The sequence below is a fragment of the Nonomuraea fuscirosea genome, from assembly GCF_035917475.1.
In the GTDB taxonomy this organism is placed as follows: Bacteria; Actinomycetota; Actinomycetes; order Streptosporangiales; family Streptosporangiaceae; genus Nonomuraea; species Nonomuraea fuscirosea.
Genome location: NZ_CP109074.1, coordinates 1,662,109 through 1,684,973 on the forward strand (window position 1 = coordinate 1,662,109; position 22,865 = coordinate 1,684,973).

At 70.6% G+C, this 22,865-nt stretch carries 22 protein-coding genes and 1 pseudogene; 14 read left to right on the top strand and 9 right to left on the bottom strand.

Annotation, left to right across the window (positions count from 1 at the left end; genetic code table 11):
• Window positions 1-79 precede the first annotated feature (79 nt).
• Window positions 80-2,593, top strand: a complete 2,514-nt coding sequence (valS, locus tag OIE67_RS07455; protein WP_326637946.1) for a valine--tRNA ligase — start codon at window positions 80-82, stop codon at window positions 2,591-2,593.
• A gap of 48 nt (window positions 2,594-2,641) precedes the next feature.
• Here valS and OIE67_RS07460 read toward each other — a convergent pair whose 3' ends face one another.
• The 3 genes from OIE67_RS07460 to OIE67_RS07465 form a co-directional block, all read right to left on the bottom strand.
• Window positions 2,642-3,157 (bottom strand): ArsR/SmtB family transcription factor, encoded by a 516-nt coding sequence (locus OIE67_RS07460; protein ID WP_326637949.1) that lies wholly within the window; start codon window positions 3,155-3,157, stop codon window positions 2,642-2,644.
• A 185-nt stretch (window positions 3,158-3,342) separates the two neighbouring features.
• Window positions 3,343-3,504: a DUF6351 family protein gene (locus tag OIE67_RS55375; RefSeq protein WP_407674889.1), complete on the bottom strand. Its 162-nt coding sequence runs from the start codon at window positions 3,502-3,504 to the stop codon at window positions 3,343-3,345.
• Between the two features lie 18 nt (window positions 3,505-3,522).
• Window positions 3,523-4,752 carry an RNA-guided endonuclease InsQ/TnpB family protein gene (locus OIE67_RS07465; RefSeq protein ID WP_326637951.1) on the bottom strand — a complete coding sequence of 410 codons (1,230 nt, stop codon included), beginning with the start codon at window positions 4,750-4,752 and terminating at the stop codon, window positions 3,523-3,525.
• Between the two features lie 12 nt (window positions 4,753-4,764).
• On the opposite strand from OIE67_RS07465, the pseudogene tnpA reads away from it, so the two are divergent.
• The 8 genes and pseudogenes from tnpA to OIE67_RS07505 form a co-directional block, all read left to right on the top strand.
• Window positions 4,765-4,986, top strand: a pseudogene (gene tnpA / locus OIE67_RS07470) (IS200/IS605 family transposase); the annotation flags it as partial.
• Between the two features lie 264 nt (window positions 4,987-5,250).
• Complete coding sequence (locus OIE67_RS07475; RefSeq protein WP_326637953.1) at window positions 5,251-6,489, top strand: AI-2E family transporter; 1,239 nt, start codon at window positions 5,251-5,253, stop codon at window positions 6,487-6,489.
• Window positions 6,490-6,552: 63 nt separating this feature from the next.
• Complete coding sequence (locus OIE67_RS07480; RefSeq protein WP_326637955.1) at window positions 6,553-7,068, top strand: orotate phosphoribosyltransferase; 516 nt, start codon at window positions 6,553-6,555, stop codon at window positions 7,066-7,068.
• A gap of 88 nt (window positions 7,069-7,156) precedes the next feature.
• Window positions 7,157-7,711 (top strand): PaaI family thioesterase, encoded by a 555-nt coding sequence (locus tag OIE67_RS07485; protein ID WP_106234079.1) that lies wholly within the window; start codon window positions 7,157-7,159, stop codon window positions 7,709-7,711.
• On the top strand, window positions 7,708-8,148 hold the full coding sequence (gene dut, locus OIE67_RS07490) for a dUTP diphosphatase (protein ID WP_326637958.1): 441 nt from the start codon (window positions 7,708-7,710) through the stop codon (window positions 8,146-8,148). The genes OIE67_RS07485 and dut overlap by 4 nt, the downstream gene beginning before the upstream one ends.
• Window positions 8,149-8,414: 266 nt before the next feature.
• Entirely contained in the window at window positions 8,415-9,053 is a 639-nt protein-coding gene (locus OIE67_RS07495) for a DUF3710 domain-containing protein (RefSeq protein ID WP_326637960.1), read from the top strand.
• A gap of 28 nt (window positions 9,054-9,081) precedes the next feature.
• Window positions 9,082-9,468, top strand: coding sequence for an OB-fold nucleic acid binding domain-containing protein (locus OIE67_RS07500; RefSeq protein ID WP_043614113.1), 387 nt, complete (start codon window positions 9,082-9,084; stop codon window positions 9,466-9,468).
• A 4-nt stretch (window positions 9,469-9,472) separates the two neighbouring features.
• Window positions 9,473-10,144 (top strand): DUF3159 domain-containing protein, encoded by a 672-nt coding sequence (locus OIE67_RS07505; RefSeq protein WP_245955445.1) that lies wholly within the window; start codon window positions 9,473-9,475, stop codon window positions 10,142-10,144.
• 55 nt (window positions 10,145-10,199) lie between these two features.
• On the opposite strand, the gene OIE67_RS07510 is transcribed toward OIE67_RS07505, so the two are convergent.
• Window positions 10,200-11,945 (bottom strand): HAD hydrolase family protein, encoded by a 1,746-nt coding sequence (locus OIE67_RS07510; RefSeq protein WP_326637969.1) that lies wholly within the window; start codon window positions 11,943-11,945, stop codon window positions 10,200-10,202.
• A 212-nt stretch (window positions 11,946-12,157) separates the two neighbouring features.
• On the opposite strand from OIE67_RS07510, the gene aroA reads away from it, so the two are divergent.
• Window positions 12,158-13,399, top strand: coding sequence for a 3-phosphoshikimate 1-carboxyvinyltransferase (gene aroA / locus OIE67_RS07515; RefSeq protein ID WP_326637971.1), 1,242 nt, complete (start codon window positions 12,158-12,160; stop codon window positions 13,397-13,399).
• A 371-nt stretch (window positions 13,400-13,770) separates the two neighbouring features.
• Here aroA and OIE67_RS07520 read toward each other — a convergent pair whose 3' ends face one another.
• A complete protein-coding gene (locus OIE67_RS07520; RefSeq protein WP_326637973.1) occupies window positions 13,771-14,067 on the bottom strand; it encodes a hypothetical protein in 297 nt (98 codons plus the stop codon).
• A gap of 380 nt (window positions 14,068-14,447) precedes the next feature.
• Between OIE67_RS07520 and OIE67_RS07525 the strand changes: the two genes are divergently transcribed.
• Window positions 14,448-15,113 carry a hypothetical protein gene (locus tag OIE67_RS07525; protein WP_326637975.1) on the top strand — a complete coding sequence of 222 codons (666 nt, stop codon included), beginning with the start codon at window positions 14,448-14,450 and terminating at the stop codon, window positions 15,111-15,113.
• 58 nt (window positions 15,114-15,171) lie between these two features.
• Here OIE67_RS07525 and OIE67_RS07530 read toward each other — a convergent pair whose 3' ends face one another.
• On the bottom strand, window positions 15,172-15,744 hold the full coding sequence (locus OIE67_RS07530) for a TetR/AcrR family transcriptional regulator (RefSeq protein ID WP_326637978.1): 573 nt from the start codon (window positions 15,742-15,744) through the stop codon (window positions 15,172-15,174).
• A gap of 94 nt (window positions 15,745-15,838) precedes the next feature.
• Between OIE67_RS07530 and OIE67_RS07535 the strand changes: the two genes are divergently transcribed.
• Entirely contained in the window at window positions 15,839-16,732 is an 894-nt protein-coding gene (locus OIE67_RS07535) for an alpha/beta fold hydrolase (protein ID WP_326637980.1), read from the top strand.
• A gap of 15 nt (window positions 16,733-16,747) precedes the next feature.
• Window positions 16,748-17,623: an alpha/beta hydrolase family esterase gene (locus tag OIE67_RS07540; RefSeq protein WP_326637982.1), complete on the top strand. Its 876-nt coding sequence runs from the start codon at window positions 16,748-16,750 to the stop codon at window positions 17,621-17,623.
• Between the two features lie 100 nt (window positions 17,624-17,723).
• Here the strand turns inward: OIE67_RS07540 and OIE67_RS07545 are convergent, their stop codons facing one another.
• Window positions 17,724-18,383: a potassium channel family protein gene (locus OIE67_RS07545; protein WP_106234090.1), complete on the bottom strand. Its 660-nt coding sequence runs from the start codon at window positions 18,381-18,383 to the stop codon at window positions 17,724-17,726.
• Entirely contained in the window at window positions 18,383-19,048 is a 666-nt protein-coding gene (locus tag OIE67_RS07550) for a potassium channel family protein (RefSeq protein WP_326637985.1), read from the bottom strand. Before OIE67_RS07550 ends, OIE67_RS07545 begins: the two co-directional genes overlap by 1 nt.
• Window positions 19,049-19,186: 138 nt before the next feature.
• Here OIE67_RS07550 and OIE67_RS07555 point away from each other — a divergent pair, with 138 nt between their 5' ends.
• Window positions 19,187-21,196 carry an APC family permease gene (locus OIE67_RS07555; RefSeq protein WP_326645249.1) on the top strand — a complete coding sequence of 670 codons (2,010 nt, stop codon included), beginning with the start codon at window positions 19,187-19,189 and terminating at the stop codon, window positions 21,194-21,196.
• Window positions 21,197-21,218: 22 nt separating this feature from the next.
• On the opposite strand, the gene OIE67_RS07560 is transcribed toward OIE67_RS07555, so the two are convergent.
• A complete protein-coding gene (locus tag OIE67_RS07560) occupies window positions 21,219-22,856 on the bottom strand; it encodes an alpha/beta hydrolase (protein ID WP_326637987.1) in 1,638 nt (545 codons plus the stop codon).
• Window positions 22,857-22,865 lie beyond the last annotated feature (9 nt).

Sequence of the window (22,865 nt, forward strand, 5' to 3'; positions counted from 1 at the left end):
CCTAGTCTGTACCGCTTGGCGCGCCCGCGAAGCCGTACCATAAGGAGGCATGACTCAACAGCGACTACGCCGTCCCTCCATGCCCCAGAAGCCGACTCTCGACGGCCTGGAGCAGGTATGGGTAGCTCGCTGGGAGGAAGAGGGCACCTACCGCTTCGACCGGTCCAGGCCGCGCGAGCAGGTCTACGCCATCGACACGCCGCCGCCGACGGTCTCCGGCTCGCTGCACGTCGGTCACGTCTTCTCCTTCACCCACACCGACATCATGGCCCGCTACCAGCGGATGATCGGCAAAGCCGTCTTCTACCCCATCGGCTGGGACGACAACGGCCTGCCCACCGAGCGCCGCGTGCAAAACGTCTACGGCGTGCGCTGCGATCCCTCGCTGCCCTACGACCCCGGCTTCACACCGCCCGACAAGCCCGGCAAGCGAGACATCTCCATCTCGCGGCGCAACTTCGTCGAGCTGTGCCAGCAGCTGACCGCCATCGACGAGCAGGCCTTCGAGGAGGTCTGGCGGCGGGTCGGGCTGTCGGTCGACTGGTCGCTGCTCTACACCACGATCAGCGACGAGTCGCGGGCGGTCTCCCAGCGGGCGTTCCTGCGCAACCTGCTGCGCGGCGAGGCCTACCTCGCCGAGGCGCCGACCCTGTGGGACGTCAGCTTCCGCACCGCCGTGGCCCAGGCCGAGCTGGAGGACCGCGAGTGGCCCGGCGCCTTCCACAAGATCTCCTTCTACGGTGAGAAGGGCCCGGTCTACATCGAGACCACCAGGCCCGAGCTCATCCCCGCCTGCGTGGCGCTGGTCGCACATCCCGACGACGAGCGCTACCAGGAGCTGTTCGGCACCTCGGTGCTGACGCCGCTGTTCGGGGTCGAGGTGCCGGTGCTGGCCCACCGCCTGGCCGAGCCCGACAAGGGCACCGGCATCGCGATGATCTGCACCTTCGGCGACATCACCGACGTCACCTGGTGGCGTGAGCTGCACCTGCCGACCCGGCCGGTCATCGGCTGGGACGGGCGGCTGCTGCCCGAGCCGCCGGACGGCGTGGAGGCGGAGCCGTACAAGGAGCTGGCCGGCAAGACGGTCCACAGCGCGCGCGAGCGCATCGTGGAGCTGCTGCGCGAGTCCGGCGACCTCGAAGGCGAGCCCCGGCCCGTGCAGCGCACGGTGAAATTTTACGAAAAGGGCGACAAACCGCTGGAGATCGTCACCACCCGCCAGTGGTACATCCGCAACGGCGGGCGGGACGAGGAGCTGCGCAGGCGGTTGCTGGAGCGCGGGCGCGAGCTGACCTGGCACCCGCCGCACATGCGGGTCCGCTACGACAACTGGGTCGAAGGGCTCACCGGCGACTGGCTCATCTCCCGCCAGCGCTTCTTCGGCGTGCCGTTCCCGGTGTGGTATCCGATCGACGAGTCGGGGCAGCCCGTCCACGACGCGCCGATCCTGCCCACCGAGGACATGCTGCCCGTGGAGCCGTCCTCCGACGTGCCCCCCGGCTACACCGAGGACCAGCGCGGCGTGCCCGGCGGCTTCATGGCCGACCCGGACGTCATGGACACCTGGGCCACCTCGTCGCTGACCCCGCAGATCGCGGGCCGCTGGGGCAGCGACGACGACCTGTTCCGGCGGGTCTTCCCCGCCGACCTGCGGCCGCAGGCCCACGAGATCATCCGCACCTGGCTGTTCTCGACCGTGGTGCGGGCTCACTACGAGTTCGGCTCGCTGCCGTGGAGCGACGTGGCCATCTCGGGGTGGATCCTCGACCCCGACCGCAAGAAGATGTCCAAGTCCAAGGGCAACGTGGTCACCCCGATCGACCTGCTGGAGCAGCACGGCTCCGACGCCGTGCGCTACTGGGCGGCCAACGGGCGCTACGGCGTCGACACCACCTTCGACACCGGGCAGCTCAAGGTCGGGCGGCGGCTGGCCATCAAGATCCTCAACGCGTCGAAGTTCGTGCTGGGGCTGGCCGCCGACGGCGCCTCGGACGGCGCTTCAGCTTCGGACGGCGGCGCTGCCGTGGTCACCGAGGCGCTCGACCGGGCGATGCTGGCGGCGCTGGCCGACGTCGTCAAGGAGGCGACGGAGGCGTTCGAGGGTTACGACCACACCCGGGCGATCGAGGCCGTCGAGCGCTTCTTCTGGGCGTTCTGCGACGACTACCTGGAGCTGGTCAAGGCGCGGGCGTACGAGTCCGGCCCCGCCTCCGCCTCGGCCCACGCGGCGCTGCGGCAGGCCCTCGACGTGCTGCTGCGGCTGTTCGCGCCGTTCCTGCCGTTCGTGACCGAAGAGGTGTGGTCGTGGTGGCGCGACGGCTCCGTCCACCACGCCTCCTGGCCGGCCGTGGAACGCGGCACCGGCGACCCGGCGGTGCTGAGCGTGGCCTCCGAGGTGCTCGGGCAGGTGCGCAAGGCCAAGTCGGAGGCCAAGCTGTCGATGCGGGCCGAGGTCTCGCGGCTGACCGTGTGGGCTCCGGACGCCGAGCTGGTGCGGCAGGCGCAGGACGATCTGTGCGCGGCGGGGAACGTCGAGGAGTTCGTCCTGGAGCAGGGTGACACGTTCAAGGTCGAGGTCCACCTGGGCTGACCGATGCGCCCGGCCGGGCCTCCTCAGCGGGGTTCGCCCGGCCGGGCGTCAGGGTTCTTCGGTGCGGTGCAGGGCCACGAGCAGCGCGTACGCGTGCCCGTCCGGTGCCGGCACGCGGGCGCGGAAGTCGTCCAGCACCTCCCGCAGCCGCCGGCGCAGCTCGGCGTGCCCCTCGGGCGTGAGCCTGAGCGCCAGCCGGTCGAAGTCGCCCTCCTCGACGTGCTCCGACCGTCTCGTCTGCGCCACGAAGGCGTCCAGGAGCTCGGCGTTCGCGCCCGTGACACCGCTGTCGCGGACGTCCATCTCCCACGACTTGCCGGTGGCCCGGTAAGGGATCTCGGTGGAGCCGCGCGGGCCGGGGCGGCTCGGCTCGGCCGCCAGGAAGCCGGTCTCGACCAGCTTGCGTACGTGGTGCAGGGTCGTGGCGGGGTTGGCGTCCAGCAGGCCGGCGATCTCCTTGTTCGTGAGTGCTCGGTCGAGGCAGAGCCGCAGGATGCGCAACCGTACGGAGGAGGCCAGCGCGCGGGCCTCTGCCTCGGTGGCGGGGCGGCGGTGGGTGCCCATGGCAGGTCACCCTATAACCGGTCGATTCCTACCGATCAGTGGCGAACGGGACTCGGCCGGCACATCCGCAGGTCACCGCACACGCCACGCCGGAGCCGGCCCGATCGCGTTCCGGAGCCGGCCCGATCGCGTTCGGGATCCCGACCGGTCGTGGGCAGGAGCCCGTTCCGTCCCCGTCGTGTCTTCTAGTAGTCGCACACCCCCGTCGGGAAGATCTGCTTCAGGCGGGCCCGCTGGTCGGCCGTGGGCCGCCAGGAGCCGTACAGGCCGCGCGCGACGGCGCGGTCGACCGGCTGCAGGCGGTACTTTTGAACTCCTCCCCGGCCTGAGGACTGAAGGCCGGGGATTCTCCCGTCGCGTAGTGGTTAAGCGGCGCGCGGGGGTTGACGCTTCGCGGACCGGGCAGCCACGAGGTCTCCACGTCCTGACACCACAGTTCCTGCGGCGTTGCGAATGTTGATCGCGGCATTGGTGTCGGCGTGGCCGGTCCAGCCGCACGTGGGGTCAGCGCAGGAGAACCTGATCCCGTCCCGGGCCGCCGGGTCACGGTGGCCGCATTGGTGACAGGTCTGTGAGGTCCCTCGTGCGGGGACCTTCACGACGTGGCCGCCCCGGTCGATGGTCTTGTATTCCAGCAGGGTGACCGTCCGGCCCCACGCTTGCCCGGCGATCGAGCGGTTCAGCCCGGTCTTCTGCGCGACGTTCACGCCGGGGCCGGCGACCGTGCCGGTGGCCGAACGGACCATGTTCGTGATCGTCAAATCCTCCACCACGACGATGCCGAACGTGCGGGCCAGTTCGGTGGTGGTCTGGTGCTGCCAGTCAAGGGCTCGGCGCTTGGCTGTCGCGCGGAGCCGGGCGATCTTGTCGTAGGTGCGGGCCAGCCGATGCGAGGCCTGCCCGCCACGATGCCGGGTGCGCCGCTGGCGGGCCGACTTCTCCTCCAGCCGGCGCAGGTGCTCTCTCTCGCCGTCGCGCAGCCAGGGCCCGTGCTGACGCATGGTGCCATCCGACAGGGCCAAGGCGACGGTGATCCCCCGGTCGATCCCCACGGCCGGACCAGGAGGGGCGTCTGGAACCGGAGCGGCCATGGTCTGGGTCCGGAACACGATCTGCCAGCCGAAGGCGTCCTTGACCAGCCGGGCTCCGGTGATCCGCCCGGCCGGGCCGCCTTTGGTGAGGCCGGGCAGGTCCTTGGTCCACCGAAACCGTATCCGCCCGAGTTTGGGCACGCTGACCGCGTCCCACCGCCGGTTGACCCGCTTGATCTGCAGGTCGCGGGCCTGCGGAATGTCCACGGCCGGCCGGGATCGTAACCGGGCCTTGAACGTCGGGCGCTGGGCGGGGTGATCAGGGTTGAAGAAATTCGCCCACGCCTGCCGATACGTCTTCAGCACCGCCTGAGCGGGTAGCTGCGCCATCCAATCGATCTCACGGCGGGCTGCCCGGATCGCCTCGTCACACTCCTTCAACGACGCGAACCGGCCCTGCCGAAAGGTGAAGTACTCGTGCAGCAGGTTCCACAGCGCGCGGGCGGTGTGCGCCTGGCCGTCCAGCACCGCCGCCTGGGCCGCGCTCAACTCCAGGCGGGCCACATGCGCCCGCGTCACGTCCACCTACTGGTCCACTATCCGCCCAAGATCGCCTTGTCCAAGCTGGTCAACTCACTGAAGGGGGTTTCAGCTCGGATACTGCGCAAGGAGTTCAGCACCCACGTTCGCAAGCACCTGTGGGGTGACCACTTCTGGTCCGGCTCCTACTTCGCCGGCTCGGTCGGCGGAGCCCCGCTGACCATGGTCAAACAGTACATCGAGCAGCAGAACCAGCCGATCCGATCAGAGTGCACGCCGCTTCGCCTGACGGCGAATCGGCTGTTCCTGCCCCACTACGCGAGACGGTCCGCTTCACCCCTGGCCTGAAGTTTACGAGGGGAGGATGTCAAGAGCACGACGGTGTCACGCGCGCCCCACCCCTTGCCCAGGCCCGATCTCAGCCGGACGAACAGGCGGAACCGGGTTGCCCTGGTTACGCTCTGAGCTGCCCGGCCCGTTATCCGCGCGCATCCGGCCCCCGAACATGCCAGTCTTGAACACGTGCTGCCCGACCCACCGACCAAGCTCGTGCCACCCGTCCTGGCCAGGACGGCCGCGTGGTGCGCATGCCTGATCCTCATCGGCGTGGTCGTCAACTACTTCGTCCAGGCCATCGCCGCCCTCTCCTTCGTGGCCCTGCCGGTGGCGATCGCGCTCCTGCTCACGGCCCTGCTGTTCCCGCTGACGAGAAGCCTGCGCGACACGGGCATGCGCCCCATCTACGCGACCTGGATCACCATGCTGGTGGCCTTGGCCGTGCTCACCGGCACGGGCTGGCTCGTCGGGGCGCGGGCCAGCGAGGAGTTCCCCAACCTGGTCAGACAGGTCCAGCAGACCGCGCGGACCGTGCAGGAGTGGCTGATCACGGGGCCGCTGCACCTGCGCGAAGCGCAGATCACCGACTACGTCGACGAGATCGCGGCCCTGGTCAACGCCCAGCGCACGGCCATCACCGGCACCGTGCTGTCCGCCGGCGCCGTGGCCGTCGAGGTGCTGGCGTCGATCGTGCTGCTCCTGTTCGTGACGTTCTTCCTGCTCAAGGACGGCGACCGGATCTGGTCATGGTTCCTGCGCGCGTTCGGCGGGGTCGCACCGCGCGTCGACCGGGCCGGCCGGGCCGCGTGGACCACGCTCTCCCACTACGTCCAGGGCACTGTGGCGGTCGCGGCCGTGCACGGTCTGATCATGGGCATCGTGCTGGCCGGCATGGGGGTCCCGCTGTGGGCGCCCCTGGCCGTGCTGATCTTCTTCGCCAGTTTCATCCCCATCGTCGGCATCTTCTTCGCCGGCACGGTCGCGACCCTGGTCACCCTGGGCGCCAAGGGCCTCGTCTACGCGCTGATCTTCCTCGGCATCCTCGTCGTGGAGCAGCAACTGGAAAACCACGTGCTGCAGCCGCTGATCGTCGGGCGGGCGCTCAACTTCCATCCGCTGGCCATCATCCTGGTCCTGGCGGTGGGCGGCATCCTGGCCGGCATCGCGGGAGCCGCCGTGGCCGTCCCGGTGGCGGCGGTCATCTACCGAGCGATCCCCGAACTGAGACACAAACCCCGCGCCCTGCCCCCCGGCCCCGACGACCACCCTCCGGACGGCCGCCCACCACCACCCGGCCCTCCGGACGACGGCCCAGATCTTCACGGCGAGGAACGCCCGTGGCGCACCGACCACAGCGCTCCGCCGGCTGACGACCGCCCGCCACGAGAGGAAGAACCACCGGCACGCGACGACGGGGCCCCGTAGCGCAGGGGCCGGCTGCCGCTGGGTGACGGGCGGCCGGTCTGCCATGCTCGGGTCGTGACTGATGTGGATCTCGCCCGCCGGGTTCGTGACCGTTGCCGGTTGAGTGGCCGGTTCGTGTTGCGTTCGGGACGAGTGGCCGAGGAGTATTTCGACAAGTACCGGTTCGAGGCCGATCCGGCCCTTCTCGATGAGCTGGCAGCGGGGATGGTGCCACTGGTTCCCGAAGGGACGGAGGTGCTGGCCGGCCTGGAGATGGGCGGCATCGCGGTGGTCACGGCGCTGGGGCGGCGCACCGGCCTGCCCTGCGCGTTCGTACGTAAGGCGGCGAAGTCCTACGGCACCGCCCGGCTGGCCGAGGGGGCCGACGTCGAGGGGCGGCGCGTCCTGGTCGTCGAGGACGTGGTGACCTCGGGCGGGCAGATCGCGACCTCCACCGGTCAATTGCGTGATCTAGGGGCTCGGATCGACCACGCGTTGTGCGTCATCGATCGTCAGGAAGGCGGTGCCGAGGCACTGGCCGCGAACGGGATCCGGCTCCTGTCGCTGCTCAACCGCGAGGATCTCGAAGTGCCCGCGTAAGTACTGCTGCTCAGAATCCGGCCATCGGTACGCGTGGGGTGGCGACTGTGGACGGAGGGTGGGGCGACACGGAGTAACCTCGTCACCCGTGACGCGTTCCTCCCTCACCACCCCGCCGCCGGGCGCGAACCTGCCGGAGGCGCAGCCTGGCGCGCCGTCGCCGGGCAGCACTCTGGTCTCCCACTACGACCAGTGCTTCGCCTGCGGGCCCGCGCACCCCACGGGGCTGCATCTGACGGCGAGGACGCCCGACGGCGCCACCGTCGAGGCGGAGTTCACCGTGGGCGAGGCGCACCAGGGCGCGCCCAGGCTGGCACACGGCGGGGTGCTGGCCACCGCCATGGACGAAGTCATCGGAATGTCCGTCTACCTGCTGCACAAGCCCTATGTGACGGGACGGCTGGAGACCGACTACCTCCTCCCTGTTCCCGTGGGCACGACACTCCACCTGCGCGCCTGGTGCAACGGCATCGCGGGCAGAAAGGCGTACCTTGAGGCTGAGGGGCGCATCGGCGCTCCAGACGGACCGGTCGCCGTCCGCGCGGCAGCGCTGTTCATCGAGGTGAACATGGAACACTTCGCCAAGCACGCCGACCTGGCCGCCACCGCCGCCGACCATCAGGACTACGAGGTGAACCCTTGAGCGACGTAGAGGTCCTCATCCAGCGGCTCGACCCCGGGCTGCCGCCGCCGTCGTACGCCCATCCGGGAGACGCCGGCGCCGACCTCTGCGCGGCCGAGGACGTGGAGCTGATGCCCGGTGAGCGGGCCGTCGTCGGCACCGGGGTGGCGATCGCCCTGCCCGAGGGGTATGCCGCGTTCGTGCATCCGCGTTCCGGGCTGGCGGCGCGGCACGGCGTCACGCTGGTCAACGCCCCCGGCACGGTCGACGCCGGATACCGGGGCGAGGTCAAGGTGACGGTGATCAACACCGACGCCAAGGAGCCGTTCAGCCTGCGGCGCGGGGACCGGGTGGCGCAGCTCGTGATCCAGCGGGTGGAACACGCGGCCTTCACCGAGACCGAGCGCCTCCCGCCGTCCGCGCGCGGCGCCAACGGCTTCGGCTCGACAGGACGCTGAGGAAGAAGTGGCACGCCGGTTCCGGGTCGCGGTGGAGGGCAGGTCCCGACGTGGACGGCTTCCGGCCACAGCGGGCCGGATGACGGTGAGGGCCGGCCGGGCGGCCCGGCAGGCATAGGGGCCGGGCGCTCGGCAGGCACGGGCCGGGGAACCGGCGGTACGGACATCAGGCCGGGTGACCGGTCGTACGGACATGAGGCCGGGTGACCGGCCGTACGGACATGAGGACCGGGGAGCCGGTCCGATGAGCAGGGAGAGTGAGGAACGTGTTCCGACGTCGTCGTCGTGAGCAGCCGGAGCAGGTGGGCGAGCAGGAGTCGGCCGCCCCCACGCGCGAGTCCGGCCCGTGGGACGCCGACGAGCCCCACCCGGAGTCCGACCGGATCGATCTGGGCGGTCTCCGGCTGCCGCACAACGCGGACTTCGACGTGCGGCTGGCCTCCGTGGGAGACCAGCACGTCGGCGTGGTCGTCCTGTACGAGGACAGCTCGCTGCAGCTGCAGGCGCTGGCCGCGCCGCGCAGCTCCGGCCTGTGGGACGAGATCAAGACGAAGATCCAGACCCAGGTCAAGGACCTGGAGGAGCGGGAGGGGCCGTTCGGCAGCGAGCTGGTCGGCGAGCTGCGGACCGACGGCGAGACCCGGCCGGCCCGCTATCTCGGCGTCGACGGCCCGCGCTGGTTCCTGCTGGCGGTGATCGCCGGCAAGGCGGCGGTCGACGAGAGCGTCGCCGAGGCGTACATCGACTTCATCAAGGACGTCGTGGTCGTGCGCGGGGACGAGCCGATGGCGCGTGAGGAGCCGATTCCGCTGCGCCGGCCCAACGAGCAGCAGGGCGGCGAGGGCGACGAGCGGCCGGGGCTCAACCCGTTCAAACGAGGACCTGAAATCAGTGAGATTCGCTGAGGGCTGATATCACATAGGCTGAACCATCATGAGTACGGCAGAGCCCCCCAAACGCGGGGGATTGCGTGGGTTCTTCAGTCGGCTGGCCACCAGTCAGTCCGAGATCGAGGCCCAGGAGCTGCGGGAGGACGCCGACGAGGTCGGCGCCACCCCGATCGTCTCGTGTGGCGGGCGTCGCCGCTTCTGTGTGGCGGGTACGCTACGTACGGTGACATTGCGCCCGAGGGGCGGCGCCCCGGCTCTGGAGGCGGAGCTCTACGACGGGTCGGACGTGATCGACCTGGTCTGGCTCGGCCGCCGCAAGATCGCCGGCATCGAGCCCGGCCGCACGGTCAAGGCCGAGGGCCTGGTCAGCATGCAGGACGGGCGCAAGGTGATGTTCAATCCGCGTTACGAGCTGCGCCCAGGGAGTTGATCAGGTGAGTGCTGAGGCTGAAGAGGTCGCCCACGACACCGTCGAGGCGGCGGTGCGAGCTCAGCTCGCCAAGGCCTTCGGCGGGGTGCGCGGCATCATCGAGGCGGCGGTCCCGACGATCGCCTTCACGCTGTCGTGGATCCTGTCCGAGGACCTGAAGCTGTCGCTCATCATCAGCGTCACCCTGTCGGTGCTGCTGCTGCTCGTACGGATCATCCAGCGGTCCACGCCGCAGTTCGTGATCAACAGCCTGATCGGCATCGCGATCGGGGCGTTCTTCGCCAGCCGCACTGGTGACGCGAAAGACTACTTCCTGCCCGGCATCCTGTGGAATGCCGCGTACATGGTGGGAATGCTCATCTCGGTCGTCGCCCGGTGGCCGGTCGTGGGCTTCCTGATCGGCTCGGTCACCGGTGACCCGACCGCCTGGCACAAGGACCCCGGCATCGTGCGGCTGTGCACGCGGCTGACCTGGCTGCTCATGCTGCCGTGCGCGGTGCGGGTGGCGGTGCAGGGGCCGGTCTACCTGTTCGGCGGCGGTGACGAGGCGGTGGCGGCGCTCGGGTTCGCCAAGATCGTGATGGGCTGGCCGCTCCAGGTGGCCGCGCTGGGCGCCATGCTGTGGCTGCTCGGCCGGGGCCGCACCCCGATCAAGCCTCCGGTCGCACCCGCCTGACACCACACCACACCCGGCCCCCCGCGGTCGAAGGTCGTGGGTCGGAGTCTGTGGGTCAGCGGTCCTGGTGGTCGGGGTCGAAGGCGGTGGGTTCCGCCGGCAGGGTGTAGCGCTCGCTGATGAGGTCGGCGACGCGGCGGCGGCTTTCGCGTGGTTCCAGGCCGTCCGCCTCACGTTCCACCGCCGCCACCTCCTCCGCCAGTTCGGCGTCCCCCAGGCTCTCGCGGATCCACGCCGAGCAGTCGCAGCGCCGCAGATGATGCAGCCAGGTGTCGTCGTCCACCCCGTCGGCGAGTTCGACGAACGTGTGCAGGTTCCTGGCACGCAGCCGCAGCCGGTCCTCGGGTCCGGTGAAGTAGAAGCTCTTGTCCTTGGCCATGGTGCCCGCCGCGTACTTGCGCCGGTGCCGGGTCCGCTTGGCGCGGGCGGGCGCGAGCGTGAGCCGGCGCGCGTGCCCGTCGGCGTCGTGCCAGAGCGCGATGTCGCCCGCCTGCTCGCCCTCCGGTGACGCGGGCAGCGAGGGGACGTCGCGGCCGCGGGCCGTGGCGAACGCGGCCAGGGTGTTCCGCGGCTCCTTGCCCACCGCGACCGTGCTGGTCACCAGCCGGAGCGCGTCGGGGCTGAGCGCGTCGGGATGCACGGTGATCATCAGCAGCGCGCCGAGGTCGCCGGGATGCCGCAGCGGTACGTCGCGTACCTCGGCGGGCATCAGGTGGTGCGCCTCGTCGAGCACCAGCCAGTGCGGATGCCCCAGCTTGGCCCGCAGCCCGGTCAGGCGGGGGAGCAACTCGGCGAAGTACGCCGGCCGGTCGCGCAGCTGCTGCCCGATCAGGTTGACGACGACGCTGTGATCGGGCTGTTCTAGCACGTGCAGCACCTCCTCCATGCCGGGCACCCGGTCCGGGTCGCCGAGCACGGTGACGCCCGGATGCTCCGCGTAGTCGCCCTCCGGGTCCACGATGACGCACTGGTAACCGTCGCCGACGAGCCGTTCGAGCAGCGCCGTGGTGACCGTGGACTTGCCGCTGCCGGACGGCCCCGCCACCAGCAGTCCCATCCCGTACGTGGGCAGCCGCACCTCCTCGCCGTCCGCGTGCCCGAGCAGGACGTGATGGCGCGGGATCTCCATCGCGTCCAGGTCGCCCGCCAGCAGCCGGCCGGCCAGTTGACCGACGCCGTGCCCGTCGGGTTCGTCGAGGGCGAGGTCGCAGGCGTCCTTGAGGGCGGGCAGCGCGTTGGCGACGGTGGCCCCGCACTCGGCGGCGGCCAGGAAGGCGTGGTCGTTCTCGCCGTCGCCGACCGCGACCACGCCGTGCCGCGACAGGGACAGCCGGTCGAGGGCGGCGGTCAGGCCGCTGGCCTTGTTCACGCCGGGAGGCAGCACCATGACGGCGCCCTTGTTGTAGATGACCTGCCGTTCCAGGCCCAGCTCGCGGATCGCCGCCAGGACCGGGACGTCGTGCGGCTCGCGCGTGGCGATCAGCACCTGACCGACCCCGAGCGGACGCACACCCTGCTCGCGCAGTCGGTCGGCCAGCTCGGCCGGCGGGGGAGCGGCCAGGGCGTCGCAGGTGCGCTGGCGCGGGTCGTACAGCAGGCCGCCGTTCTCGGCCACGATCAGGTCGAACAGGGCGGGATGCGGGAAGACGGACAGGAGGTCGTCGAGCTGGCGCCCGGTGACGAGCAGCAGCTTGAACCCGGCGCGGGACAGCCGCTCCAGCGCCTTGATCGTCTCCTCCGCGACCTCGCCGCCCTTCGCCAGGGTCTCGTCGTAGTCGCAGGCCAGCACGTTGTAGCGCATGATCCTGCCCTACCCGGCAGGAGTGGGGGATCCGGTCGCGCGGGTGAATGCGAGGCGAACTTTGACCGGCGGCAGCCCAGGATCGAGCGGGTCCTGGGCTTCGTGTCGGGCCCAGGATCGAGCGGGTCCCAGGCGGCGGGGACGGCCCAAGGCCGGGCGGCTCCCAGGCGGCGGGTCCGGCCCAAAACTGGGCGGGTCCTAGGCTTTCTGTCATGACCATCATGCACGTTCCCGGCTCGAAGTCCGTCACCGCCCGTGCTCTGTTCCTCGCCGCCGCCGCCGGCGGCACGACCGTGCTGCGCCGGCCGCTGGTCTCCGACGACACGGAAGGCTTCGCGGAGGGCTTGATCGCGCTCGGCTACCGCGTGGAGCGCGGGCCGGAGGCGTGGACGATCGAGGGGCGTCCCGTGGGGCCGGCGGTGGCGGAGGCGGAGGTGTTCTGCCGCGACGGCGCCACCACCGCACGGTTCCTGCCCGCGCTCGTCGCGGCCGGCCGAGGCGTCTTCCGTTTCGACGCCTCCGCCCAGATGCGGCGCCGCCCGCTCGGGCCCCTCACGCGGGCGCTGCGCGAGCTCGGGGTGGATCTGACGCACGAGGGCGAGGAGGGTCACCATCCGCTGACCGTGCGGGCCGGCGGGATCAAGGGTGGCCGGATCACGCTGGACGCGGGGTTGTCGTCGCAGTTCCTGACCGCGTTGCTGCTCGTCGGGCCGCTCACCTCCGAAGGGCTGGAGATCACGGTGACCGACCTGGTGTCGGCGCCGTACGTGGAGATCACCCTGGCGATGATGCGCAGCTTCGGGGTCGAGGTGCGGCGTGAGGGTGACACGTTCGTCGTGCCCGCGCGGCCGTACACGGCGGTGGCCGGCTACGCGGTCGAACCGGACGCCTCCACCGCGAGCTACCCGCTCGCCGCCGCCGCGCTCACCGGCAACGGCGTCACCATCCCCGGGCTGGGCTCCGGCGCGATGCAGGGCGACGTGCGCTTCGCCGAGGTCCTGCGGCGGATGGGCGCGGACGTCGACCTGTCGCACGACGCGGTGACGGTCACCGGTACGGGTACGTTGCGGGGGCTGACGGTCAACATGCGCGACATCTCCGACACCGTCCCGACGCTGGCCGCCATCGCCCCGTTCGCCGACGGCCCCGTACGGATCGAGGACGTCCACAACATCAGGGTCAAGGAGTGCGACCGGCTGGAGGCGTGCGCCGAGAACCTGCGCCGCCTCGGCATCGAGGTGGGCACGGGCCGCGACTGGATCGAGATCCGGCCGGGAACGCCCCGGCCGGCCGAGATCGCCTGCCACGGCGACCACCGCATCGCGATGTCGTTCGCCGTGGCGGGGCTGCGCACCCCGGGGATCACCCTGGACGACCCGGGATGCGTGAAGAAGACGTTCCCCGGCTTCCACGAGGCCCTGGCAGGACTGCGGGCCGAGTGGGGCCTGCGATAGCGAGCTCCGGAGGGAGCGGGGGCGGCGGTGAAGGGTCCCGAGCCGGACGGGCTGTGGCGAGGACCCCGGAGAGAGTGCGGGCGGCGGTAAAGAGCTCCGGGGCCGGGCGTTGCCGTCCCCAGCCGTTCGCGCGGGTAGGACGGCTGGTGCACGGTCACTTCAGCTCACATCGAGGCCCACCATGTTGAGAAGCGCCATCGCTGCCTTCGCCATGACCGCCGCCGCCCTGCTGCTGGCCGCGGTCCCCGCGATCGTCGGTGACCGCCGCGGGAGCCTGCGGGTCTGACCGGACCGGACACCGCCGCGAGGGCTTGCGGGTCTGACCGGACCGGACACCGCCGCGAGGGCCCGCGGGTCTGACCGGACGCCGGTCAGCGGGCCTCTCCCTGAAGGATGGCGGCCCACATCTCGAACGCCTCGGACGCCCGGACCCAGGCGGTCTCCACGATCACGGTCTGGTCGCCCTCGCGCCTGGTCTGGCGGATGTGCATCAGGCCGGCCGCCGCGCACAGCTCGTACACCACCGGCTCGCCCTCGCACGTGTGCGCCTTGACCCTGACGGCGGGGTGCCTGGCCTGGACGTGATACCAGGCGATCTTCCGGACCTCCTTCTTCGGCGGTTCGGGGTGCAGTCCGTGGTACTCCTCCATGACGATGCCGACCTCCAAGATCGTTCGTGCCGCGGGCAGGGGGATGCCCCGCAGGGCGTGGTGGGACGGCGGTCGGCAGGGGGGAGGGGCGCCCGGCCGTGGGCCCCGCTCCGCCGACCGCTGGGGAAGCGGGGATGCGGTGAGGGTGATGAGTGATTCGCGATCGATCAGCGACGCAGCGTCACATGGGGAATACTAGACGTTGTCGATTGCACACGTCTACTAGTCGTATCTGCTTGTATGAAGGGTAGATCCGACACGGAGAGGACGCGGACCGGGCTGTGACTACTTCGCTCGCAGTACAAAATCAATGCATCTGCTGTGTGATGCCGTCGTATACCCCTCCGGGGCACGCTGGAGGTCCGTCCGGACGTCCGGTGAAAGGGGTTGACCGCGCGATGCTGCTCATCGAGGTCTTCGTGCCGAGGAACGCGCTGAGCGAGGACGAACGCCAGGCGCTGGGGCGTGGGCTCATCGACCGGCTGATGGTCGAGGACGACAGCCACGCCATCGAGATCATCGATGCCCAGCGCACGATCACGCAGGTGCTCCTGCACGAGCCGGCCACCTGGGTGCTCGGGGATCGGCCGGCGGCGGACCCCGCGGACCCGCCGCGTTACCTGGTCCGCGTGACCGTTCCCGCCTCGTGGCGCAAGGACGTGTGCGAGCACGTCGTGGGCGCCGTCACGGACGTGCTCGCCGAGACCGAACGCGCCGCCGGTCGCGATCCGGACCGGGTGCGGCGCGAACCGCACGCGATCATCCTCACGGACGGGGTCACCGAGGGCGGCATCGGGTTCTTCGGCCGGGTCATGAGCACCATGGACCTCACGGAGTTCGTCTCACGCCCCTACCGCGACGGCGCCATGTGGCGCGCCCCCGCGCCGGAAGCGCCGCCCGGCAGGGCGATCGACCCGATCTGCGGCATGGGCGTCGATCTCGACGACTCCGCCCTGACGCTCGTTCACGAGGGCACCCTGTACGGGTTCTGCCACGGCCTGTGCCGCCGGGTCTTCGCGAACGAGCACGGCCTGTCGCTCGGCAAGGAGGACCCGCACGCCTGAGGCCGGGCTCCATGGCGGCGGGCCGGCCCGCAGAAGCGCATGCCGAAAGCTGTCGTGATCAGGGGCGGTGCAGGCCGGTGAGGAGCAGGTCGAGGTAGCGCAGGCCGAGCGTGGCTCGTTCGGCCGGGTCGAGGGCGCTCTGGATGTTCGCGGCGTAGGCGATGCCGCACATCAGCGGGGTCATGTCCGACTCGGTGACGCCGGGATCGATGACTCCCGCCGCGTGCGCGCGGGCCAGCAGCTCGGCGAAGGCTGTGGCGAGCCTTCGTTTGAGGTCGCCGGTGTGCTCCAGGGTGTCGGTGGCCGCGGCGAACACAGGAGGGACCGCCCGGTCGGACAGCAGGACTTCGATCGCCGCGGCGAGGAAGTCACGCAACGCCGTCCACGGGTCATCCTCGGCCAAGGCATGCTCGGCTCGCCGCAGCAGCTTCTCGATGGCAGGCAGCGCGACCGTCTCCAGCAGTGCTTCCGGCGTTGGAAAGTGCCGGTAGACGGTGGCCACGCCGATGGATGCGGTCCGCGCCACATCGTTGAGCTGCAGAGATCTGCCGTCATCGACATACTGCCGGGCGATCTCGACGATGTGGCGCCAGTTCCGGGCGGCGTCCTTGCGCAACGGCGGGGTGCTCATGCCCCACAGCATAACCAGATACCGTATCCGGTTATGTTACGTTGAACCGGATGACTCATCCACTTAGGGCTGGGTCCGGTACGAGGAGACACCTATGCCTTTCACCACAGACGCCGTCCCACACCTTCCCGCCGGATTCGGCGACACCTTCACCAGCCGCACCGTTGACATCAACGGCGTCGAACTGCACGCCGTGGTCGGCGGGTCCGGCCCGGCGCTGCTGCTACTGCCGGCCTGGCCGCAGTTCTGGTACGGCTGGCGGCTGGTGATGCCCGCTCTCGCCGAGCACTTCACGGTCGTGGCCGCCGACATGCGCGGCATGGGCGCCAGCAGCAAGCCCGCCAGCGGGTACGACGCGGTCACCCTGGCCGATGACATGGCCGGCCTGATGACCTCCTTGGGCCACGACAGTTACCACGTCGCGGGCTACGACATGGGGATGATGGTCGGCTACGTGCTCGCCGCTCGCCATCGCGACCGGGTGCGCAAGCTCGTGCTGGCCGAAGCCGTCCTCGCCGGCTTCACCCCGATGCCCCCGCTGCTCATGCCTCCCGAGGTCAACGAGCTGGCCTGGCACTTCGTCTTCAACCGGCTGGCCGACATCAACGAGCGCATGGTGTCCGGCCGCGAGGAGATCTACTTCGGCTACCAGTTCGCCACCAAAGCCGCATCTCCCGAGGCCATCCCTCAAGCCGCGGTCGACGTCTACGTCGATGCCCTGCGCGACCCCGCCGCCCTGCACGCGAGCTTCGAGTTCTACCGCGCGGGAGAGTCCGGGGACCAGGTGGTCGCGCTGGCTGCCGAGGGGCCGCTGGACATTCCGGTTCTGGCCATCGGGGGCGAACACGGCATGGGCAAGGGCGTTGAGCAGGCGGTGCGGCAGGTCGCCTCGAACGCCAGCGGCGCGGTCGCACCAGGTGCGGCGCACTTCCTGCCTGAGGAAGCGCCCGAATGGATGACCCGTACCTTGATCGACTTCTTCGCCTGAACCGAGGAGAACACCATGTCCAGCCTCCTCGAAGCCACCCGCGGCAGTGTGACCGTCGCCGGGGCCGCCCGCACCTTCACCCTGGTCGGCACCGCAGCGCCGGGTGATGCCCGGCCACTGATTCTCGTGTTCCACGGTTCCGGCCAGACCGGTGACAAGCATCGTGCCTTCACCGGCGGCGTCTTCGACGCGCTCGCCGCCCGCGGCGCGCTGGTCGCCTACCTCGACGGCTATCGCGGCAACTGGAACGACGCCCGCCGCGAAAGCCGCTTTCCGGCCCGCCAAGCCGGCATCGACGACGTCGGCTTCGCGCGTGCGGTCATCGCCGCGTTCGCGGCGGACCGGCGCGCCGACCCCAGCCGGGTCTACGCCGTCGGGTACTCCAACGGTGGCCAGATGGTCATCCGCCTCGCTCACGAGACCCCCGGCCTGCTGGCGGGTGCGACGGTGATCGCCGCCACCATGCCCGCACCGGAGAACTTCCTCGCCGGGCAGGCGCCTCCGGGGCCGTTGCCGGTCTTGTTGATCCACGGCACCAAGGACCCCATCGTCTCCTACCAGGGCGGCACCATGAACTGGGCCCTGCGCACCATCTTCAAGGCAGGCGGCCCGACCTGGTCGGCCGGTCGCACGGCTCGCTACTTCGCCGAGCGCAACGGGATCACCACCGAGCCCACGACCACCCGCCTGCCGAAGAAGACCACGGCCGACCCCACCGAAGTCGAGCGGACGACGTACGAGGCGAGCGGTCTCCCCTCGGTGGTCCTCTACACCGTCCACGGCGGCGGCCACACCGTTCCCGGTCCCTCCTCCTCCGCCCCGATGATCATCGGCAAGACCAGCCATCAACTCGACACAGCGGATCTCATCACCCAGTTCTTCGACCTCTGAGAGGGCTCTGAGGACGTCCGCGGTCATGACAAGGGCGGTGGTGGCGGTGGCGCCCGGTGGACCACCACAGTGCTCCTCCAGCGGTGGGAGCCGGGCTCTCTCAGTGCTGGGAGAGCAGGTGGGCCAGCTCCTGCTCCACCTCCTGGTTGGCGACGAAGAGCAGTTCGTCCCCGGCCTCCAGCGGATCGTCCGCCGTCGGCACCAGCACCCGGCCCTCCCGCAGGATGGCCACGAGCGCCGAGTCGACCGGCCACGGCACCGAGCCCGCCCGCTGCCCCACCACCGGCGCGTCGTCCGCCAGCGTCAGCTCCACCAGGTTGGCCTGGCCCTGGCGGAACGTCATCAGGCGGACCAGGTCGCCGACGCTCACTGCCTCCTCGACCAGCGCGCTCAGCAGGCGCGGCGTGGAGACGGCGACGTCGACGCCCCACGACTCGTTGAACAGCCACTCGTTGTTGGGGTGGTTGATCCGGGCGACCACGCGCGGCACGCCGTACTCGGTCTTGGCCAGCAGGGAGACGACCAGGTTGACCTTGTCGTCGCCGGAGGAGGCGACGACGACGTGGCAGTTGTTCAGGCCGGCCTCGTCGAGCGAGGCGATCTCGCAGGCGTCGGCCAGCAGCCACTCGGCCCGCGGCACGCTGTCGATCTTGATGGCCCGGGGGTCGACGTCGATGAGCAGGACCTCGTGGCCGTTCTCCAGCAGCTCGGCCGCGATGGAGCGGCCCACGGCGCCGGCTCCGGCGATGGCGACGCGCATCAGTCGTCCTCCTCCGGTGCCGCGGCGAGCACCTTGTTGATCCGGTCCATGTCGTTCTCGGCGGCGATGACGTGCAGCACGTCGCCCTCCTGCACCACGGTGTCGTCCGCGATGGTCACGGCCTCGCCGATGCGGTTGACGAAGGCGGCGCGCGTCCTGGCGCTCGCTTCGAGGTCGTGCACGCGGGTGCCGATCCAGGACGGGTGGACGGTGACCTCGGCCAGCACGACGGTGCCGGTGGGGTCGCGCCAGAGCGGCTCGGCGCCCTCGGGTGAGATGCGGCGCATGATCTGGTCGGCGGTCCAGCGCACGGTGGCCACAGTGGGGATGCCCAGCCGCTGGTAGACCTCGGCCCGGCGGGGGTCGTAGATGCGGGCCACCACGTTGTCGACGCCGAACGTCTCGCGGGCCACCCGGGCGGAGATGATGTTGGAGTTGTCGCCGCTGGAGACGGCCACGTAGGCGGTGGCGGACTCGATGCCGGCCTCGATGAGCACGTCGCGATCGAAGCCCACGCCGGTCACCCGCCGACCCCGGAAACCGGCGCGCAGACGGCGGAACGCCTGCGGGTCGCGGTCGATGATGGCGACGGAATGTCCGCTGTCTTCGAGGATGTGCGCGAGGGTCGATCCGACCCGGCCACACCCCATGATCACTATATGCATTTCCCCCCGCACTTCCGCGGTCGGCCGGTTGCTCGACACCAGTATGGACCGATGGGGGAGCGCCTCGTTTAGGTCGTCGGCGTGGGGCTAGCATCTGGTTACGTGGCGAAGGTAACAGATCTTGTCAAACGCTTGCTCGTGGGGCGCGCCCTGCGCAGCGGGCAGCTCCACGAGCAACTCCTCCCCAAACGGATCGCCCTGCCGGTCTTCGCCAGCGACGCGCTCTCCTCCGTGGCCTATGCCCCGCAGGAGATCCTCATCATCCTGTCGCTCGCCGGCGTGTCCTTCTACACCTTCAGCACCTGGGTCGCGGTCGCCGTCGTGGTCGTGATGCTCACCGTGGTGGCGTCGTACCGGCAGAACGTGCACGCCTACCCCAGCGGCGGCGGCGACTACGAGGTCGCCACCACCAACCTGGGCAAGAACGCCGGGCTCACCGTCGCCAGCGCCCTCATGGTCGACTACGTGCTGACCGTCGCGGTGTCGGTCGCCAACGGCGTCGACTACGTCGGCGCCACGATCCCGTTCGTGGGCCAGCACAAGCCGGTCGTCGCCATCGCCATCGTCGTCCTGCTCACGGTGGTCAACCTGCGCGGCATCCGCGAGTCCGGCGCCGCCTTCGCCATCCCCACGTACGCGTTCATGATCTCCGTGCTGTTCCTCATCGCCTGGGGCGGCTTCCGGCTGCTGGCGCTGGGGGAGGAGATCCGGGCGCCGAGCGCCCACTTCAGCATCGCGCCCGAGCAGACCAATCTGACGGCCTTCGCCGCGGCCTTCCTGGTGCTGCGGGCGTTCTCCTCCGGGTGCGCCGCGCTGACCGGGGTCGAGGCCATCAGCAACGGCGTGCCCGCGTTCAGGAAGCCCAAGAGCAAGAACGCCGCCACCACGCTGCTCATGATGGGCCTGGTCGCGATCACCATGTTCGGCGGCATCACCGCGCTCGGCCTGGCCTCCGGGGTGAAGGTGGCCGAGCCGTCCGTGGTCGCCGAGGACCTGCTGCGGCCGGACGGCACGCCCGTCGGGCCCGGCTACTACCAGCAGCCGATCATCTCCCAGGTGGCCGACGCGGTGTTCGGGGGCGGGTCGCTGCCGTTCGTGTTCATCTCGGCGGTGACGGCGCTGATCCTCTTCCTGGCCGCCAACACGGCCTTCAACGGCTTCCCCGTGCTCGGCTCGATCCTGGCCCAGGACCGCTATCTGCCGCGCCAGCTGCACACGCGCGGCGACCGGCTGGCCTTCTCCAACGGCATCATCATCCTGGCCCTGGCCGCCTGCCTGCTGCTGTGGGGGTTCGACGCCGACGTCAGCCGGCTGCTGAACCTCTACATCGTCGGCGTCTTCGTCTCCTTCACGCTCAGCCAGACCGGCATGGTCATCCACTGGACCCGTCACCTGAAGACCGAGACCGACCCGAAGGCGCGGCACCAGATGCACCGCTCGCGCGTGATCAACTTCTTCGGCGGCGTCATGACGGGGCTGGTGCTGATCGTCGTGCTGCTGACGAAGTTCCTGGTCGGGGCGTGGATCGTGGTGATCGCGATGCCGATCCTGTTCCTCATGATGAAGGGCATCAGGCGTCACTACGACAACGTGGCGGCCGAGCTGGAGCTCACCGAGGACTACGAGCCGGCCATGCTGCCCGCGCGCAACCACGCGATCGTGCTGGTCTCGAAGATCCACAAGCCGACCATGCGCGCGCTCGCGTACGCCCGCGCCACCCGGCCCTCCACGCTGGAGGCGATCACCGTCGGCGTCGAGGGCGAGGAGGCCCGCAAGCTGCAGGAGGAGTGGGAGCGGCGCGGGATCCCGGTGCAGCTCAAGATGCTCGACTCCCCCTACCGCGAGATCACGCAGCCGATCATCGACTACGTCAAGACCCTGCGCAGGCGCTCACCGCGCGACGTGGTGACCGTCTTCATCCCCGAGTACGTGGTCGGCCACTGGTGGGAGCACCTGCTGCACAACCAGAGCGCGCTGCGGCTGAAGGCGCGGCTGCTGTTCAAGCCGGGGGTCATGGTGACCAGCGTGCCGTGGCAGCTGCACTCCTCCGACCGGCTCCTCGGCCGGCCCGAGCCGTTCGCGCCGGGGGCCGTACGCCGTCCGTGGCAGCAGACTGTCAAGGACGACGGTCAGATCAGCTCCCGCTGATCGGCGCGCCCAGGCGGTCACATCACCGCGTGCTGATCAGCGCGCGCAGGCGTCTCGTGTCGCCGGAGTTCCAGTCCGGCGGCGCGGCGACGGCGGCCCAGCCGTCCACGATGTTGGCGCCGTAGCGGTGGCCGTGCCCCGGCGGCACGTCCAGGGCGGCGGTCATGTCCACCAGCACCTGCCAGAACGTGACCAGCGGGAACCAGTTCATCTGCGGGTTGACGCCCGGCCCGCGCGGGCCCTCCAGCCAGGCCGGCCTGCGGTAGATCAGCCGCGGCGACCACCACACCACGGGGTCGGAGGCGTTCTGCAGGTAGACCACGCGCGGCCGCGGCCACGGACCGCCCGGCCTGGACAGATCCGCCGGATACTGGGCGAACCTCGCCGTCCTGCCGCGCCGGTAGACGGGCCGCCAGACCGGGCTGCCGGGGTCGCGGTCGGCGGTGAGGTGACTCCAGATGGGGTTGGCGTTCGGCGGGCCCGCGAAGACCGCGCCGTCCGCCCTGGACACCAGGTCACGCAGGTCGCGGAAGGACTTCTCCATCTGGAACGACCCCAGGCTCTCGCCCGACAGCAGCAGCTTCGGCCGCGACCCGGCGGGCAGCCGGGCCCACCGCTCGCGTACGGCCTCGAACAGCGCCCGCCCGGCAGCCGCCGCCTTGTCCCGGTCGACCAGGAACGACACCCAGCTCGGCAGGTACGAGTACTGCAGCGCGACCATGGCCGAGCGCCCGTTGTACAGGTACTCCAGGCTGTCGGCCATGCGCGGATCCACCCAGCCGGTGCCCGTGGTGCCCAGCACGGCCAGCACCGGGCGGCCGAAGGCTCCGGTACGTTCCAGCTCGCGCACCGCGAGCGCCGCCTGGGCCCGCGGCGAGCCGGTGCTGTCAAGCCCGATGTAAACCCGGATGGGCTCGGCGGCGGGCCGCCCGGAGAAGGCGGCGAGCCGGGCCGGCGTCGCGGCGGTGCCGGTGAAGCGGCGGCCCTCCCTGCCGAGCGACTCCCAGCTGACGAGCGAGCCGGGCCCGCCCGACACGTACGCCGACACGGGCCGGCGCACGCCGGGATGGGTGCCCTCGTTGGCCACGGACGAGATGTCGCTCATCCTGGCCACGAACCCGTTGAACAGCACGTCGTTGGCCACGACCGCCACCAGCAGGCCGATGACGAGCACGCCGATGGCGTGGCCGACGTAGACGGGGACGTACCGGTCGAGCCAGGCGTTCAGCCGCCGCCCGCCCAGCCGGATCATGCGGGCGGCCAGCAGGGCCGCGGCGAACAGCGCCATCGTCACGCCCAGGATCAGCGGCGGGAACCAGGCGATCTCCGTGTCCATGCCCATGAGCGCCCGCAGGTCGCGCTGCCAGTCGAGGCTGTACGACAGCGTCACCACCACCAGCCCCGCGCACACGCCGAGCAGGACCTGCCAGGCGATCCGCCGCCACCGCGCGGGCAGCCGGTACGGGATCACGGCCCGCCCCAGCGCCCCCAGCCCCGCCCCGGCCGCGTAGCCGAGGATGCCGGTCACCGCCCCCATGACGCCCTGGTAGAGCCAGGTGCGCGGCAGCAGCGACGGCGTCAGCGAGGCGCAGGCGAACAGCGTGGCCAGCAGCGTGCCGCCGAAGCCGAGCCGCCGCCGTACCACCCTCGACCTGTCCACGGTCACCTA